Source organism: Altibacter sp., from assembly GCF_019913785.1.
Lineage (GTDB): Bacteria > Bacteroidota > Bacteroidia > Flavobacteriales > Flavobacteriaceae > Altibacter.
In genome coordinates, this window is record NZ_JAIOHK010000038.1 from 15,513 (window position 1) to 33,437 (window position 17,925).

General features: G+C 39.0%; 18 protein-coding genes. 5 read left to right on the forward strand and 13 right to left on the reverse strand.

What is annotated here, in order from left to right; all coding sequences use genetic code 11:
• Positions 1-74 precede the first annotated feature (74 nt).
• Positions 75-782, forward strand: coding sequence for a DUF4197 domain-containing protein (locus K8F54_RS06420; RefSeq protein ID WP_290788664.1), 708 nt, complete (start codon positions 75-77; stop codon positions 780-782).
• A 128-nt stretch (positions 783-910) separates the two neighbouring features.
• Positions 911-1,093 carry a Lacal_2735 family protein gene (locus K8F54_RS06425; RefSeq protein WP_290788667.1) on the forward strand — a complete coding sequence of 61 codons (183 nt, stop codon included), beginning with the start codon at positions 911-913 and terminating at the stop codon, positions 1,091-1,093.
• 1 nt (position 1,094) lies between these two features.
• Here the strand turns inward: K8F54_RS06425 and K8F54_RS06430 are convergent, their stop codons facing one another.
• The 12 genes from K8F54_RS06430 to K8F54_RS06485 form a co-directional block, all read right to left on the reverse strand.
• Positions 1,095-1,859, reverse strand: a complete 765-nt coding sequence (locus K8F54_RS06430; RefSeq protein WP_290788670.1) for a helical backbone metal receptor — start codon at positions 1,857-1,859, stop codon at positions 1,095-1,097.
• Positions 1,849-2,667 carry an orotidine-5'-phosphate decarboxylase gene (gene pyrF / locus K8F54_RS06435; protein ID WP_290788673.1) on the reverse strand — a complete coding sequence of 273 codons (819 nt, stop codon included), beginning with the start codon at positions 2,665-2,667 and terminating at the stop codon, positions 1,849-1,851. Before pyrF ends, K8F54_RS06430 begins: the two co-directional genes overlap by 11 nt.
• Positions 2,668-2,701: 34 nt before the next feature.
• Positions 2,702-3,778, reverse strand: a complete 1,077-nt coding sequence (gene prfA, locus K8F54_RS06440) for a peptide chain release factor 1 (protein ID WP_290788676.1) — start codon at positions 3,776-3,778, stop codon at positions 2,702-2,704.
• Positions 3,779-3,842: 64 nt separating this feature from the next.
• The gene (locus K8F54_RS06445; protein ID WP_290788679.1) at positions 3,843-5,021 is read right to left on the reverse strand and encodes an AIR synthase related protein; all 1,179 of its coding nucleotides are present in this window, start codon (positions 5,019-5,021) and stop codon (positions 3,843-3,845) included.
• Positions 5,022-5,103: 82 nt separating this feature from the next.
• Positions 5,104-6,600, reverse strand: a complete 1,497-nt coding sequence (locus K8F54_RS06450) for a carboxypeptidase-like regulatory domain-containing protein (RefSeq protein WP_290788682.1) — start codon at positions 6,598-6,600, stop codon at positions 5,104-5,106.
• Positions 6,601-6,610: 10 nt separating this feature from the next.
• On the reverse strand, positions 6,611-8,020 hold the full coding sequence (locus K8F54_RS06455; protein ID WP_290788685.1) for a CsgG/HfaB family protein: 1,410 nt from the start codon (positions 8,018-8,020) through the stop codon (positions 6,611-6,613).
• A 10-nt stretch (positions 8,021-8,030) separates the two neighbouring features.
• Entirely contained in the window at positions 8,031-8,405 is a 375-nt protein-coding gene (locus tag K8F54_RS06460) for a curli assembly protein CsgF (protein ID WP_290788689.1), read from the reverse strand.
• A gap of 11 nt (positions 8,406-8,416) precedes the next feature.
• The gene (locus K8F54_RS06465) at positions 8,417-9,151 is read right to left on the reverse strand and encodes a CsgE family curli-type amyloid fiber assembly protein (protein WP_290788692.1); all 735 of its coding nucleotides are present in this window, start codon (positions 9,149-9,151) and stop codon (positions 8,417-8,419) included.
• Positions 9,152-9,204: 53 nt separating this feature from the next.
• On the reverse strand, positions 9,205-9,735 hold the full coding sequence (locus tag K8F54_RS06470) for a hypothetical protein (protein WP_290788695.1): 531 nt from the start codon (positions 9,733-9,735) through the stop codon (positions 9,205-9,207).
• Between the two features lie 141 nt (positions 9,736-9,876).
• The gene (locus K8F54_RS06475) at positions 9,877-10,698 is read right to left on the reverse strand and encodes a hypothetical protein (protein WP_290788698.1); all 822 of its coding nucleotides are present in this window, start codon (positions 10,696-10,698) and stop codon (positions 9,877-9,879) included.
• Positions 10,699-11,199: 501 nt separating this feature from the next.
• Positions 11,200-13,386: a glutamine synthetase III gene (locus K8F54_RS06480; RefSeq protein WP_290788701.1), complete on the reverse strand. Its 2,187-nt coding sequence runs from the start codon at positions 13,384-13,386 to the stop codon at positions 11,200-11,202.
• A gap of 240 nt (positions 13,387-13,626) precedes the next feature.
• Positions 13,627-14,580: a calcium/sodium antiporter gene (locus K8F54_RS06485; protein ID WP_290788704.1), complete on the reverse strand. Its 954-nt coding sequence runs from the start codon at positions 14,578-14,580 to the stop codon at positions 13,627-13,629.
• 137 nt (positions 14,581-14,717) lie between these two features.
• Here K8F54_RS06485 and K8F54_RS06490 point away from each other — a divergent pair, with 137 nt between their 5' ends.
• From K8F54_RS06490 to K8F54_RS06500, 3 genes are all read left to right on the forward strand, one after another.
• Positions 14,718-15,074 carry a BlaI/MecI/CopY family transcriptional regulator gene (locus K8F54_RS06490; RefSeq protein WP_290788707.1) on the forward strand — a complete coding sequence of 119 codons (357 nt, stop codon included), beginning with the start codon at positions 14,718-14,720 and terminating at the stop codon, positions 15,072-15,074.
• A gap of 1 nt (position 15,075) precedes the next feature.
• Positions 15,076-16,971 carry a M56 family metallopeptidase gene (locus K8F54_RS06495; RefSeq protein WP_290788710.1) on the forward strand — a complete coding sequence of 632 codons (1,896 nt, stop codon included), beginning with the start codon at positions 15,076-15,078 and terminating at the stop codon, positions 16,969-16,971.
• Between the two features lie 66 nt (positions 16,972-17,037).
• Positions 17,038-17,190 (forward strand): SsrA-binding protein, encoded by a 153-nt coding sequence (locus K8F54_RS06500; protein WP_290788713.1) that lies wholly within the window; start codon positions 17,038-17,040, stop codon positions 17,188-17,190.
• Here the strand turns inward: K8F54_RS06500 and K8F54_RS06505 are convergent.
• A complete protein-coding gene (locus K8F54_RS06505) occupies positions 17,187-17,699 on the reverse strand; it encodes an adenine phosphoribosyltransferase (protein ID WP_290788719.1) in 513 nt (170 codons plus the stop codon). The two genes, K8F54_RS06500 and K8F54_RS06505, sit on opposite strands and share 4 nt — an antisense overlap.
• Between the last annotated feature and the right edge of the window lie 226 nt (positions 17,700-17,925).

The window sequence follows — 17,925 nt, forward strand, 5'->3', positions numbered from 1 at the left end:
AAACGGATCTTATTCATTTTCCATTTTAAATATGTTACGTTATCTTTGAACCCTATAGCATTAAAAACCATCCTATGTTTTTACGAAAATTAACCCTTATCTCATTTTGCTTTATCGCTGTTTCTTGTGCCGAATTACAACAAGTAGTAAATACGTTGCCTAATGGACAGGGCATGGATCCTACCATGATTGCCAACGGTTTACGACAGGCGCTTGATTTTGGAATCAGCAAGCAGGTATCCAAACTGACTCAGAAAGATGGATTTTACAAAAATCAGTTGGTAAAGATTTTACTACCTGAAGAATTGCAAAAGGTAGATAAAACCCTACGTGATATTGGGCTTAGCAGTCTGGCAGATGAAGGCTTAAAGGTACTCAACCGCGCCGCTGAGGATGCGGTAAAGGGAGCTACTCCGATCTTTGTAGACGCGGTAAAGCAAATTACCTTTACCGATGCGAAGAATATTTTATTGGGAAGTGATACCGCCGCCACCTCCTATTTACAAGGCAAAACAAATAGTGCGCTCTATTCGAAATTCAATCCGGTGATTCAAAATTCATTTACAAAGGTGGGCGCAGATCAAATTTGGACGAACATCATTACAAAATACAATGCCATCCCGTTTGTAAACAAGGTGAATCCTGACCTAACCGACTATGTGACCAATGAGGCCTTGAAAGGGGTGTATACCATGATTGGCGTGGAAGAAAAGAACATTCGCACGAAAATTTCTTCCAGATCGACTACCCTATTAAAGCAGGTATTTGCACTTCAGGATTAGCTGCATTTGTTAAACTTTTAACGAATCAAACCGCTTGAAGTTGAATATTTATGACAGTATTAACCAAGCCTTAGTACTTCTTGCATTGTTTCTAAATTATCTTTGTACTTGTTAAATAATCAAAGAAGATGTTTGGCCTTTTCCGAAGAAAAACAAGATTGGAAAAACTGCAATGCCGTTATACGTGGCTGATGCGAAGATCCTATATGATGGCGCTAAAGGATAAGGAAAAAAGTGTCGAATTACATCGCCAAGCCGAACAACTTTTAAAAGAAATTGAGTTCCTTTCCATATCCTACGGCGACAAATAAACTACAAGGTTTTAAAATAGGTAAAGGCATTCTGAAGTCGGGAGCCGTACCAACTGAAATATTCTCCATCTACAATTCTCACATCTTTCTGAAGTGCCGCTTCCAGCTCAACAACATGCTTTTCTTTAAATGGAAATGGTTCGGACGAGAGCAAAATAAGGTCTGCCTCTTTTAGCAAATCCAAAGAAACTTCGGGATAACGAGCTTCCGAAACAATATTTTCAAATTTGTTCAATTGTAGAAGTGAATCTATAAATGTATGCGTTCCTGCAGCCATATAGGGATTTTTCCAAATCAGGTAGACAACTTTTTGCGGAGTTCTGTGGATTACGTATTCCAAAAACGTTTCCCTTTCAGAAGAAATACCAGCTATAATTTTTGAAGCCATTTCAGAAACATTAAATAGTTTACCCAAGGAGGAAATCATTTCCAGACTGTCTTCAATAGTATTGATATCACTCACCCAAACCGGTGCGATCGCTTCACAGGCCTCGACAATGGCTTTGGTGTTCTCTTCCTTATTACAAATGACGATATCTGGACGAAGCCGCTTTATGTTATCTAACTGAAAATCCTTGGTGCCACCAACGACTGCAACTTCTTTCCGAAGTGATTTTGGGTGTACGCAGAACTTGGTGATACCAACCAGCTGATCTCTAAGTCCAAGATCGACCAGTAATTCGGTCTGTGACGGAACAAGCGACACAATGCGCACGGGAGGTTTGGAAAATTGAAGGCTTCTATGTAATTGATCCTTAACGAGCATCTAAAATTTGCTTCATCGCTGTTTGCAGCGTCTGTGCTGCTGTTGCTGCTGCTTCGGCAAAGTTGGTTTCATTAGAAGCGTAAATGATCCCTCGAGACGAATTAACAAGCAGGCCAATGTCTTTGTTCATCCCATATTTACATACTTCAGTAAGACTACCGCCTTGCGCCCCCACTCCGGGGACCAGTAAAAAACTATTTGGGATGATTTTTCGGATATCGGCTAAGAATTCAGCTTTGGTAGCCCCCACGACATACATCAAATTATGAGCGTTTTTCCAGTTCTTTGAGGTTTCCAAAACTTTTTTGTAAAGTTCGAGCCCTTCTATTTGTTGGGTTTGGAAATCGTACGCCCCTTCGTTGGAAGTCAATGCCAGTAAAATGGCATGTTTTCCTTCAAAGGCCAAAAATGGTTCTACTGAATCTTTCCCCATATAGGGTGCTACAGTCACAGAATCAAATCCCAAGTCTTCAAAAAAGGCCTTGGCATACATTTTCGACGTATTCCCAATATCGCCTCGTTTGGCATCGGCAATGGTAAAAATTTCCGGATGATTATCATTTAAATACCGAATAGTTCGCTGCAGTGAGTTCCAGCCTTCTAAGCCGTAGGCTTCGTAGAAGGCGGTATTGGGCTTATAGGCTACCGCTACATGGTGAGTAGCATCAATAATAGCTTTGTTGAAGGCGAAGATGGGGTCTTCTTCAGAAAGTAGGTGTTTCGGAATTTTATCCAAATCTACATCCAGGCCTATACATAGGAAGGAGTTTTTCTTTCTGATTTGTTCAACTAGCTTAGTGGTAGTCATAATTCCAATTTACCTAATCCCTGTATATTAGCCTTTAAAAAGTCTCTCCCGATTCTTTTAACTTTTCGGTATTGCTCACCAATTGCAAGCCATCGATAATCCTTTGAATATCTCCATCGATAATGTTACTTAGATCATAAAGCGTGAGGCCAATTCGATGTTCGGTAACACGTCCTTGCGGATAATTATAGGTTCTAATTTTGGCGCTTCGGTCGCCGCTAGTTACCATGGAACCACGTTTTGCCGCATCTTCGGCCTGTTTTTTGGCCAATTCCATATCGTACAATCGCGATCGAAGCACTTTAAAGGCCTTTTCTTTGTTTTTATGTTGCGATTTCTGGTCCTGACACTGGGCTACTAATCCGGTGGGAATATGGGTTAATCGCACCGCTGAATAGGTTGTGTTAACCGATTGTCCTCCCGGCCCTGAAGAACAGAAAAAGTCAACGCGTACTTCTTTGGGATCAATTTCTACATCAAACTCTTCTGCTTCGGGAAACACCATAACCGTGGCGGCACTGGTATGTACCCTCCCTTGGGTTTCTGTTTGAGGCACACGTTGTACGCGATGTACCCCTGCTTCAAATTTTAGGGTTCCGTAGACATCTTCGCCTTCAATTTCGAATTGAATTTCTTTAAAACCGCCACTGGTCCCTTCGCTAAAGTCAACTACATTGGTCTTCCAGCCTTTGCTTTCGCAATATTTTGTATACATTCTGAAGAGGTCTCCGGCGAAAATACTCGCTTCATCCCCTCCGGTTCCGGCACGAATTTCCATTACTGCATTTTTGGCATCTTCGGGATCCTTCGGAACGAGTAAAAATTTGATTTCTTCTTCAAGTACGGGAATTCTGGTTTTAGCCTCTTCCAGCTGCATTTTGGCCATATCGACCATTTCGGTATCGCTCCCATCCGACAGGATCTCTTCGGCTTCTTCAATATTATTGGTAAGTTCAATATATTCCTCGCGTTTATTCATCAGCACGCGAAGATCCTTGTATTCTTTATTAAGCTGAACGTATCGTTTCTGATCGGTGATGATATCGGGTTGGATAATAAGGTCACTCACCTCGTCAAAACGTTGCTTTACTATTTGAAGTTTCTCTAACATAGATTGAATAGTGCCTTGTCTTTGCAAAGGCAGGTGCAAATTTACGATAAATTCGTGTAATTATTTAATAGGTGAATTCTCCGAATTCAGACTTAATTGTAAGGGATTTTTTTTCGGAAGCTGTTACGCGGCCAACTATTTTTGCATCTACATCAAAGGATTTTGATATTTTAATAATTTCTGAAGCGATTTCTTCCGGAACGTACAATTCCATACGATGTCCCATATTAAACACCTGATACATCTCCTTCCAGTCTGTTTTTGATTCCTCCTGAATGAGTTTAAAAAGTGGTGGCACCTCAAATAGATTATCCTTTATAATATGCAGGTTTTCGACGAAGTGCAGAATCTTAGTTTGTGCCCCACCACTGCAATGCACCATACCGTGAATTTCGGTATTGTCAAATTTCGAAAGGATGGCCTTGATTATTGGCGCATATGTCCGTGTTGGGGACAATACTAATTTCCCGGCATTCAAAGGGGTATTGGGTACCTTGTCTGTTAATTTTTTTGAACCTGAATAGACCAATTCATCCGGAACCGAATGATCAAAACTTTCGGGATATTTTGTTGCCAGATATTTTTCAAAAACATCATGCCTGGCCGATGTGAGTCCGTTGCTACCCATCCCTCCGTTGTACTCGGTTTCATAGGTAGCTTTTCCGAAGGAAGCCAGGCCTACAATCACATCGCCTGCTTTTATGGTTGCATTGTCAATCACATCGGTTCGTTTCATACGCGCTGTTACGGTAGAATCTACTATAATCGTTCTTACCAAATCGCCAACATCTGCTGTTTCACCACCAGTTGAATGAATATGGACTCCAAACTTTGACAAATCGCTGAGCAGTTCTTCGGTGCCATTAATAATAGCGGAGATGACCTCTCCTGGAATGAGATTTTTATTTCGTCCAATGGTAGAAGACAAAACGATATTGTCCACAGCTCCTACGCACAACAGATCATCGACATTCATAATCAAGGCATCCTGCGCAATGCCCTTCCAAACCGAGATATCTCCTGTCTCTTTCCAATACATATACGCCAAAGACGATTTTGTTCCTGCTCCATCGGCATGCATTACCAAGCAATATTCGGGATCGCCTGTAAGGTGATCGGGAACAATCTTACAAAAAGCCTGTGGAAACAAACCCTTATCTACATTCTTAATAGCATTGTGGACATCTTCTTTGGCAGCAGAAACGCCACGCTGCGAATAACGTTTGGAAATTTCCTGACTCATGGAAAAAATTTAGATTACAAAAGTACACCAAAAAAAAAAGCTCACAAAGGTGAGCTTTTCAGTAATTATAAAAAGTTATGATTTACTCCCAATCGGGCATAAAGGCATTCTCATATAATAGTTCTCTAGAGTTTTGATCGCTATCAATTTCTAAGCGATGCACATTCTTCTGTGATATCCCATCGTTAGAAGTATTTGTAAAAATAACAAATGCTTCATTAGGTGAGAATATGGGTTCTAGGTCGTTGGTTCCACTTGGTTTATTCTGTGAAATCTCCGAGGTGGTTTGTGTAACCATATCGTACAGGAATATTTTGCTATCCAATCTGCGGTAATCTGCACTTTGGAAACCAGATTCATCATACGAATACAAAATTTTCTGATTGGTTACTGAGAGGTCTAAGCCGCTAATAGCCCCATCCACTCCCGAAATGATTGTATCGATAAGGTTTCCGTTGAATGAAACAGAAATAATTGAGGCATTATACCCATCGATATTATTGGTTTTCAGCACGATTAAATTGGAGTTTTCACTTACCGCGATTTCTGAAATAAAGGATGCATCGGTTGTTTGATAGATCAATTGTAGTGCCTGTCCATTTGTCCTAATTCTATATAATTTATCGAATACAGCAAAGTAAATTCGGTCTGTACTCGGCGGCCATGCAATATTCAATTCATTTAAATTAAATCCATTCGGCTTCACATTAGAGGTGACCTTAAACTTATCGGTACCATCCCGATTCATAGTAAAGATATCGACCTGTGCCCCGGTAGTTTGCAGATATGCAATCTTATTTCCGGCAACATTTCGGCGAGGTCTATAACTATTCGTCTCTTGTGAGGTAAGCTGAAACTCGGCTCCGCTCTCATCGGCTGAGAAAATAACGTTATTCCCGTTTATATTTCTTACGAACAAGAAACGGTTGTCAATTGGAGCGTTGATGACGTCGAAGGTGCCAACTGGGCTCAGCACCGGATCATTAATATCATCGGTAGCGGATACCTGCCAGAAATACTGTGCTCCTAAAATTAAAGGGGAGTATGTAAATGTTGTTTCAGTAATGTCTTCAAATAGCATCACATCATCATTCTGATCATTGCGAAGTTCCAGCGTATAGGTAATTGGATCCTCTTCGGGATCGGTTGAAGCCCATTCAAAAACCGCCTCGATACTTTGAAGCAATTCGTTTTCGGCGGGTGCTATAAGTTCGGGAGTTGTAGGCGGCCTGTTATTCGCCGTTGAAACTTCTAATTCGAATATTACATTCACTTCTACATTTGCAAGGACCGAAGCCGGCTCGTAGCCTGCTAAATAACCGTCCAATCTTGCTTCAACTGCATAATCGCCAATGGGTGCATTTTCAATTCTAAAATTTCCATCACTGTCTGTAAAGACTGTACTGGTAACCGGTTGTGTTGCAATTCTAACATTCTCAAGGGGCATATTGGTCCCTGTTGCAACTACCTTACCTTTTATAATACCATACTCGTTTTCACCAACTCTATCTTCATTACAAGAAAATAAAAGAATAAAGAGCACTCCAATCAATTTTATATATGTTCTACTGCCTTTCATGTCTTCTTTATTATTGGTTAGTTTTTAATTTAGTTCTATTTGATCCGAAATGATAATTTAAACCAAGACCAAACGTGTAATAATAGTCATCCCTTCTTCCTTGCGGCAGGTTGTCTATTTTATCATTAAAAGTTGCGTTCCATTCACCATTTAGTACGAAGGAAACACGATCTGAAACTGCATATTCAACACCGGCACCAAATTTCAAAGTAAAAAAGGCATCCCACCGTTGTAGATAAAGTTCGGGTGTATCGTCTGCAAATAATAATATTCCCGGGCCTGCATACAGAAATGGCGACAATTTATCGTGCGGAAGAATATTGTATTCAAGATTAATGCTTTCATTGAGCCACCAATGATTTGTATCGTATGTGGAGTTCAGTTTAAATATTTGGAAATCGGCTCCCAAGCTCAGGGCGGGTATTAATCTGTATTTATAGCCTAATCCTGCTTTAAAGTCGTACAATCCGGTATTATAGTCTCCATCGACCATGGCCAAACCAAAATTTACATTGGCAGTATGGCGGTAATTGTGTTTCAGATACTTTCTTTCATATAAAGCTGTAGAGGCTTCCAGTTCCTTCTCGAGCAGATACTCCTCTACAATTTCCTTATCCTTTACTTCTCCTTCGGCTGAACTCCACAAGTTATCTTTTATTCCTTCATAAATAAGGACTTCAACAGCTTTCTCAATAGCTTCCTGAACAGCCATTTGAGTAGGTTCATTTTTGGTAAATCCAGTTTCAACTTCTAGCAATCTTTTAAAATTGACATATCTGAAAATACCAACATCGACTGCCTGTGATAAAATAGTCTTCGAAACATTTACGGTTTTTAATACCTGACCCGTGGAAGTAGAAACAGCTCGTAAATACACGGTGATCCTATCTTGTCGATATTGTGTGGAAGCACCTACGCCAAAATATCTCGCTCCAGAACCTCCTGTAAGTAAATTTGAATCGTACGATATAACCCCACCTTCGAGGAGCATTCCGGCAAAAAGTAATGGATTTAATCGTTGCGCAGGAGCATTAGGGTTGGCAAATTCATCTCTTGTAGAACGAATAATATTCCGTTCGTTCATTAGGTTTCCAAGATTTTCCCGTTCTATAGGTCTAAACCATTTGGAATCTTCAAGTGCTTTTATGAGGATCGTAGTGGCTCCTTGTGTGACCGCAGTACTAAAAGTACTTCCATTCTCAATATTTTTATATTGGCCTGTTTGATCCTTAAAATTATATACACCCACCACAAGCGGTTCGGCCGGTAGGGGTAGGTTCAATAATTTTTCAGTTTGATTAGTATTTTCGCTAATCCTTGCCTCCTGATTTCCCAAAGGTTGGTTGAAATAGGCACCACAACCCGTAAAGAGTAATGGTATGAAAAGAATCAATACTATTTTATGTAGTTGCTTTACCATATTTAGCTGTCTAATTAGGAATCAGTATTTGAGTCTGTTCGCCTGTTGTTATATCGAGGATATTGATAAGCAGGCCTTCAATTGATTCAAACACTTCGTACTCCAGATTTCCATTTGTAGAAGTTCCAACGCCTGGGACCTGATTACCAAATTGTTGTTGTAATAGCTGATTGTTTAGGCTTTCGTTGAGCGAAGTAAATTCGCCTAGGTCGCCAAACTGATTATTTGGATCTTCAAATTTATTTTGGGCATTCGCTGAATTTAGCAACCAAGTATAATGAAAAGGATCCCCACCAAAGGCAGGATTCTTTGGTGTATATACCAATTGTTGCCCAAAACTATAGGACGTTGCAGCTAAAAACAGAATAAGGATTATAGATCTCATACTATCGTTTTTTAATAATGTTTTATACTATTACCACTCTTCTTAATTTCACGCAATCGAAAGTAGACCTTTTTAATAGCAATCTCCGACATGCCTTGTAAATAATCGTTCTGGGGTCTTACAAAAAACTCCAATACGAGATCTCCATCAACTAAAATTTCAAGCTTCGTATTATTTGCCAGCGATAAAGATTCTTTTACTGTGACAATTTTCTCTCCGTTAATGTTATTCGCGGTATACAGACTGTAAAACATCTTATAAAAATCGCGGCCAGGTTTTGTCTTAGTATCTTCAATTACAATACCCCGCAAAACTACTCCATCTTCCTTTTCATGGGATGCATCCTCCGAAACCGGATTTTCCAATAGCAATTTCCTTTTGGCTTCGGCCTTATCTTCTTCGGTCCCGTTTATAACGATACGGTCTTTTCCAAGAAGCTTATCATTTAAATCGTATACCAATAAAAGAAGTATAATTCTATCCTTTTCGTTTGCATTTATAGTCGTGGTCGATAAATTTTTCTTCTGTCCCGGATTGAGGACAACTCTCCCACTTTGATCATTTTTTGACCTATTTGAAGTTATTGGATTGTTTTTTATTACCGAAAGAACATACCGCAAACTTTGGTTTATTTCGGTTTTGTTGAACGCAGAACCAGTAATTTCGATATACTCCGTATTGCTTACCAGATTTATCTTGGCTTCAACCTCGCTGTTGTATATTTGCGAAATCCCGATTGTGCCCACAAATAAGAAGCATAATATGAGTATAGTATGTGATTTAAAAGAAGGCAAAATAATTATCTTTTTATATTTCGAATTAATATGGTTTGATTTTTACCCTTCATGGTAACCATCATTCTTTCAGAAATGGAATTACTTCCATACCAAATTAAATTTTGATTTTGTCCTTTTTGTAAGACAGCGGCATTATGTAAAACGGTTCCTTTTAAACTAAGGTCGATAAATCTATTGTTATTTCCTAACTGAAGCACATTTTCATCAATGATTAATGCGGTTACGTCAAGTAGTACTTCGTTATTATTTCCTCTTTGAAATAAATTTACATCACTATAATTTGACCTTGTATTTGAAACTACATTGTTATTATTTCCTACTTGAAGTATATAAACACTGTTGGAAGCGGAAACATTGTTAGAGTTATTAGGGCTAATAACTTGGGAAGATAAAAAGCTAAGCTTTGCTGCTTTGCTTTGGGCGTTATCAATTCCATTAGCGGAATTGCCAATAGTGTATGTCTGGCCGAAGATGCAACCACTAATCAATAAAACTATTAAGGTGGTGAAATATGTTCTTCTTCTGGTTTTCATCTGTAACACTATTGTTATAGTTTTTAATATGGGGCTTTAATTTGTTGTAATCTTTAATTTTAAAGTATGTAATGTATAAGAATAAACTGAATTACTCCTATACATTACATATTTTATCTAACTTATAGAATTAACTTAATACTATAGGTTATGTTGGTTTGTGATAGATCCGTTACCTAATCCTAATTGAATAACAGTACTATCGTGTCCAAGACCGTGTTGGTGAGTGAACTGACCGTTGAAAGCACCTACTTGAAGTACATCAGAGTCGTTGAAAGCACCAAATTGCTCAGTCCAAGAACCGTTAAGAAGTCCTATTTGCCATGTATCAGATTCGTTAGCAAAACCTACTTGTAAAGTTCTAGAATAGTTACCTACACCAAATTGGAAAGTATCACCATCGTTGAAGAAACCAGCTTGGTCTACATCAGAAATGTTAAACGCACCAATTTGTAATGTATAAGCATCGTTTCCAATTCCTAATTGGTCGATATCAGATGTATTTAACAATCCAATTTGAATTGCATCAGCATCGTTAAATGCACCAACTTGAGTAATATCGGAATCGTTTCCAATACCTAACTGAAATACATTGGCATCATTTCCAATACCTATTTGAAGGTTGTCAGAATCGTTTCCAAGACCTAGTTGTACAACATTAGAATCGTTTCCAAGTCCAACTTGCGCAACAGTAGAACTGTTAAAAGCTCCTACTTGAAGAACATCAGATTCGTTGAAAGCTCCTAATTGAACTACCAAAGATCCATTAAATGCACCATATTGGTCAACTTCAGAATCATTCAATAATCCAACCTGGATAACATCAGAATCATTCAATAGTCCAACTTGATTTACGTCAGACCAGTTAGCAACACCTACTTGAAGGACATCGCTGTCGTTAAACTGAGCGAACCCTACGGTTGCGATCATTAGCGCTAAAGCGCTCAAAACTACTTTTTTCATAATTTAAAAGATTTAAAGATTAATATTGGTTAATAAAAATTGTTTGTCAAATCTATATGAGAACTGTTACATTCTCCTTTACATTATGCTATAAAATCATTATTATAATGATTCGATAACCTAACTATTTACGACTTATATACGCGTAACATATCAGTGAACTTCAAAAGCATCACTTTCTATCAACAGGGGAAATTAAAATTTCAAAAAACTACCATACCATATATCATTGTCAAAAATGACTTTTCATAGCTTAATAAGTATGGTAAAAAATGAGGAGTAAACAATCCAATAATGAATAAATCACTTTTGAATTATACATCAAATATCTGAAATAATTCCGGATAAAAACATACGTGTATCCACGTATATTATTGATATATACTGGTTTGTAGGAATTTTCTTGTTAAATAAAATAGTAGGAATCGACCTACAATATAAAAAGGTCGTTTAACGACACGAAAAACGACCTTTTGTATAAATGTTAAATTTTTGTTAAAATTATTTTGTGAATAGTAATTCGCGGTATTTCGGCAACGGCCAGATTTCATCATCCACTAACAGTTCTAATTTATCACAGTGATAACGAATTTCATCAAAATAAGGTTTTACCTTGTCACAGTAGGCTATCGCCCGCTTTTCGGCATCTACTATTCCATTAGCCTTCTTGCGTTCGTTGATCATATCTGTAATTCCCTTGTTAATTTTTGCGATATGCTCGGAAATTTGTTCAATCAAAGCCATTTGCTCACTAGCCAGTTTTTTAAACCCAGCACCATAGATTGCTTTTAAACCTTGGACATTTTCTATCAGTAAATTCTGATAGCGAATTGCTGTAGGAATTACATGATTTCTGGCAATATCTCCTAAAATCCTTCCCTCTATTTGAATCCGTAACGCGTATTCTTCTACTTCGATCTCATAACGAGCTTCCATCTCTACCTTACTCATTATACCGAGCTCTATAAATAGGTCAATGGCCTTTTTCGAGACTTTGGCCTTTAGTGCTTCAGGCGTCGTCTTGTAATTACTCAAACCTCGCTTCTTCGCTTCTTTTTCCCAAGCTTCACCATATCCATCGCCTTCAAAACGAATTCGTTTCGAGTCTTTGATATATTCACGTAACACATTGAAGATGGCGTCGTCCTTCTTCATCTTCTTACTCTTAATAAGGGCATCCACCTTTACTTTAAAGTCGATCAGTTGCTTTGCAACAATCGCATTCAAGACAGTCATCGGATTGGCACAATTCGCCTTTGAACCTACGGCACGCAATTCGAATTTATTTCCCGTGAAAGCAAAGGGCGACGTACGGTTACGATCTGTATTGTCCAATAAGATTTCGGGGATCTTACCTACCACATTCAATTTAAGATCGGTTTTTTCCTGAGGTGATAGTTTTCCATTTGTTACTTTCTCCAACTCATCCAACACCTCGGTTAGCTGTGACCCAATAAAGGCCGAAATGATTGCCGGTGGTGCTTCATTAGCCCCCAGTCGATGATCATTACTGGCACTTGCAATGGAAGCGCGAATCAGTTCTTCATAGTCATTTACCGCTTTCAAGGTATTGATAAAGAAGGTCAAGAACTGAAGGTTTTTCATAGGTGTACTCCCCGGGCCTAATAGATTCACACCGGTATTCGTAGCCAAAGACCAGTTATTGTGTTTTCCACTTCCGTTTACTCCTTTAAAAGGTTTCTCATGAAACAACACCTTAAAATTATGTCGGTCTGCTACCTTATCCATCACATCCATTAATAAGGAGTTATGGTCTACCGCCAGATTGGTTTCTTCAAAAATAGGTGCCAGCTCAAACTGATTAGGTGCTACTTCGTTATGTCTTGTTTTTACAGGAATCCCCAAATACATACATTCGGTCTCCAGGTCGCGCATATAATTAAGGACACGGGTTGGGATAGATCCAAAATAATGATCGTCTAACTGTTGTCCTTTGGCCGAAGAATGACCCAGCAAGGTTCTACCTGCCAAGGCTAGATCGGGACGTGCCGCTACCAAGGCCTTGTCGATTAAAAAATATTCCTGCTCCCAACCAAGCGTTGCATATACTTTGGTTACGTTTTTATCGAAATATTTAGCTACGGCTGTTGCCGCGGTATCTATCGTTTGTAAGGCGCGCAATAGCGGTGTCTTATAATCCAAAGCTTCTCCAGTATAGGCGACAAAAACAGTGGGTATACACAACGTAGTCCCGTAAATAAAAGCAGGCGAAGTTGGATCCCAAGCTGTATATCCTCTGGCCTCGAAGGTATTTCGAATTCCTCCGTTAGGAAAACTTGAGGCATCCGGTTCTTGTTGTACCAATTGACCTCCTCCAAATTTTTCTATGGTCTGTCCATTTCCTACGGTTTCAAAAAAAGCATCATGCTTCTCGGCTGTAGCTCCGGTTAGTGGTTGAAACCAGTGTGTATAATGTGTGGCTCCCTTCGAAATAGCCCATTCCTTCATTCCGGTTGAAATATGGTCGGCCATGCCACGGGCAATCTTAGATCCATTCTCAACAGCATCCATAACACTTTCGAACGAATCCTTGGTAAGGTATTGACGCATTGCGGCTTCATTAAAAACATTCCTTCCGAAAATAGCAGAGCGACGCTCCAACTCTTCCACTTTTACAGGAACACGGTTAAACGTTTCTTTCAGGGCTTCAAATCTTAATGTTGACATACGAATGTACTTTTTAGTGAATTTTTACGATTGAACTGTGCAAAAATATATTTTTTTTGAAACCACCCCCTAGTTTTATATCAAAAAGTTATTAATAATTTACATTTTTATGTTTACAACCCCCTTATTTTTACAAAATACCTCTTTCCAAACTAATAATATTGAGTAGCACCCCTAAAAAAGGGCGACATACAAAAGTTGAAAAAAGATAATTATGAAACCTTGATTTTTAAGCAGTAATCAGCTAATAAATGCCAGACTAATAAATACAGCATAGGCAATGAAAATAAAGAGTCCTTTGATCCTGCCAATTTCAAATTTTTTCGGAAGAAAAGCCAACGGAATCAACACCAAAGCAAACCCGAGCATCCAGATAATATCGTTGGTAAGTATGGCTTCACTTTTTAGCGCAATAGGCTGAATAAGCGCAGTTATTCCTAGCACGGACGCAATGTTAAATATGTTTGATCCAATAAGGTTTCCCAGAGATATTGCTTTTTCCTTTTTAAGTGCTGCTATCACCGAAGCGGCCAATTCGGGTACGCTAGTGCCAACTGCAATCATGGTCACGGCAATTACACGCTCACTCACACCAAGTGTGATAGCCAAATCGACAGCGCCCCCTACCAATAATACACTTCCACCCCATAGTGCTAACCCGCCAATGACTAACCAGATGATTATTTTTACCGTGGACACCTTAGCCAAGGCCGCATCAATTCCTTCCACCATCGGTAATGTTGCAGGTGCATTTCTAGCACGGCGTAGTAACAAGAAGAGATATGTTAGAAGAAACAAAAATAAAAGCCCCCCCTCCATTCTATCGATTTCAGAACCACTTTTCAGTAAAAAATAGAGTGCAATTGACAAAAACATCATTACCGGCCAATTGAATTTGTAAAAATCTTTGTCGATAGCCAAGGGCGTGATAATCGCAGTAATTCCTAATACCAATCCAATATTTGCAATATTCGATCCTATTACATTGCAAAGTGATATATCACTAAACCCATCCAGAGCAGCCTGAATGCTTACTAATAATTCGGGGGCCGACGTGGCGAATGACACAACCGTCAAACCAATGACCATCTTTGAAAGCCGTAATTTAAAGGACAGCGCCACCGATGATCTCACTAAAAATTCACCCCCAACCACTAACAACAACAGTCCTAAAAAAATGTACAGGATACTCATATAAGTGTTTAAGTCGCGAAGATACTATAACAATTAAGTATACTAAAATGATCCGGATTACAATAAATAACTAAAATTTCAGTTAAATAACTATAACTTTAGTTGTATAACTATAAAAATAGTTTTAAGTTTACTTTATGGAACAACTCACAAACAAGGAAGAAGAAGTAATGCAGGCCCTTTGGAAGCTTAAAAAAGCCTTTGTCAAAGAGATCGTCGCGATCCTGCCCAACGAAAATCATTACAATACTATTTCGACGATCGTTAGAAATCTGGAAGACAAAGGATATGTATCGTATATCGCTTATGGAAAGACTCATCAGTATTTCCCGATTGTTTCTAAGGATGATTACACCAAGCGATTCATGAATATAGCCATGAAACGCTACTTCGACAATAATTACAAAAGCATGGTCTCCTTCTTTGCCAAGGAGGAAAAAATTAGCGCCGAAGAATTGCGTGAAATTTTAGATATCATCGAAAAAAAACAATAGTATGGACATACTTATATATATAGGAAAGTCGGCAGGAATTATAACGCTCTTTTATATCGTCTATTTTTTATGGCTTCAAAAAGACACCCTATTTATTGCAAAACGCCAATTTTTACTAATGGGAGTTATTGCGGCTGTCCTGCTGCCGTTCGTTGAGTTTACGCGAGTGACCCTTGTGGAAGTTCCAAAAATAACCGAATTCATTGCTTCCGAAACTATTCCACTAACTCACAGTATACAGCAAAATGAACAAATTGCAATCTATTGGTGGCAAGTGCTCGCAGTACTCTACATCTTGGGAGTGATGGTCATGACCATCCGATTTTCGAAACAGTTGATAACACTTATTAAAATTATTTCTACTAGACATTCCGAAAAGAAAGGCGGCACGATTCATATTAAAATTTCCGCACAGACAGCACCTTTTTCTTTTTTTAATTATATCGTATACAATCCGTCCTTGCATTCGGAAGCGGAATTAGCAATGATCCTTCAGCACGAACAGGTGCATGTCTCACAGTGGCATTCTGTCGATATTTTACTGGCCAATGTCTTGCTCGTTCTTCAATGGATAAACCCACTGGCTTGGTTGTTCAAAAAAAGCATCGAAGAGAACCTTGAATTTATAGCCGATCAAAAAACGGCACAACAAGTAGCATCAAAAAAAGCATATCAATTGGCGTTGGTAAAGGCCTCATCGACCTTCACCGTACCAGCACTGACCAATAATTTTTATCAATCATTCATCAAAAAACGAATCATTATGTTAAACAAGAGCACCTCAAAAAAAGTAAATGTGTTGAAAATCGGAATTATTATACCGCTTTTGGCTGTATTCCTATGGAGTTTCAACGTAAAAGAAGTGATAACCTACAAAAGTGTTTCTTCTGAAAGTATGGCTTCGGAAGTGGATCCCAATTTGAACGAACCACTCCTAACAGAATGGCCCCACAATGAAGCCAATGTTGCTACCAACGCATCACCTTCGGCAATTTCCGAAGCGCTTCCGGTAGTCATAACGCCTTCTTCTTCAGCAGTGGAAAAAGACCTGGCAAAACAAGTCCAAGAACGAACCGAACAAGGACATGAGATCTTTATTCTTATAACCAAAAACACCACAGAAGCCGATTTAAAGCAACACAAGAAAACCTTGAAGGAAGAGCACGATATCGATTTCGATTACAGTGATCTTCGATATAATTCGGCCGGGGAACTGACGTCTATCGCAGTCAGATTCAGCAACAGCAAGGGATCCAATGGAAATTATCACGTGACCGAAGACGGTCCAATAGAGGATTTCTATTTTTACTTAACTGAAGATGGGAAAGTAGGTTTTGGGTCGGAGGCTTCCGAAGAACGCATGATCGAAAGGGAAGCTAGAGTTAAGGAACGAATGGAAAAATCGAAGGAGCGCCTAAAAGATTCGAAGCGACGTTTGAAAGAAAGCGAGGAGCGCATGGTACGTTCTGAAGAGCGTTTAGTTCTCGCCAAAGAGCGCATGGAAAAACGTAGAGAAATGGCCAAAGTACGTATAAACGAACGAAAAGAAGACCTGGAAAAACGCAGGTATACCATTGCGCGAAGTGGAAGTGAAGATGGAGGCAGTGTGGTGATTATAGGAGATAATGAGGATGACGATATCTATATAATTGATTCAGATCGTCATAGAAAAAGTATTGTAATCACAAGTGATACCACAGACGGAGAACTGCAGGACTTAAAGAACTCTTTAGCCGAAAAAAATATCACTTTTACCTATAAAAATATAAAACGAAATAGTGATGGTAAGATTACCGGAATCAAGATCAGATTAAAAAATGATAAGGGTTCTGAGTCCACATCGAACATCAAATCCACCGGGCAACCTATTTCCCCTATTCGATTGAGTATTGACTAGCCACAAGTACATCACACAATTGAAAAAGCCTCGGTATACGAGGCTTTTTATTTGTATTTTTGAATTATGAAAAAAGCATTTTTTAAGCTACTTGCCAAATGGAACAAGGCACTGCTTCCCAGTTTTACCAAAAAGGGCCTCGACCTTTCAAAAGCTTCCAAATTTCAGCTATTGCTCTTCGGGTATCGGTTGTGGGTCACAAAAAATTCTTTGGACTAGTAGGTAATTAAGGAACGTATTTCGTAGCGATCCAGTTTTTGCGCTCCTTTGAGATACGCAAGTTCTAATAAGAAATTACATTGGACAATCTCCCCTCCTAATTTTTCGATCAACTTACAAGCAGCTCGAGCTGTGCCACCGGTCGCCAACACATCGTCGTGTAACAAAACCTTATCCCCTTTTTGAATGGCGTCTTCATGAATTTCAATTGAATCCATTCCATACTCCAAGGCATACGGCTGTTTCAGCGTGGTATAGGGTAGTTTCCCCGATTTCCGGATAGGAACAAATCCCGCATTCAGTTTATTGGCAAGCAAGGTCGCAAAGAAGAAACCTCTCGACTCGATACCCACTACCTTGTCTATATGCTGTGCTTCGGTTAATTTAACCAATTCTGAAAGGCAAAAAGCAGCAGCTTCAGCATTGGCTAACAAGGGAGTAATATCCTTATAGAGGACACCCTGTCTTGGAAAGTTTTCAATATCGCGAATGAATTTTTCGATTTCGATCATTCTTAAAGGTAGCTAATAAAAGAATTCAAAACAATAGGTGATGAAATTATTAAAGGATTACTTCCAGTGATCCTCAAAAGCTCCGCCTTGAAAAAGCAAGGATTACTTTCAGTGATCCTCAAAAGCTCCGCTTTGAAAAAGCAAGGATTACTTTCAGTGATCCTCAAAAGCTCCGCTTTGAAAAAGCAAGGATTACTTTCAGTGATCCTCAAAAGCTCCGCTT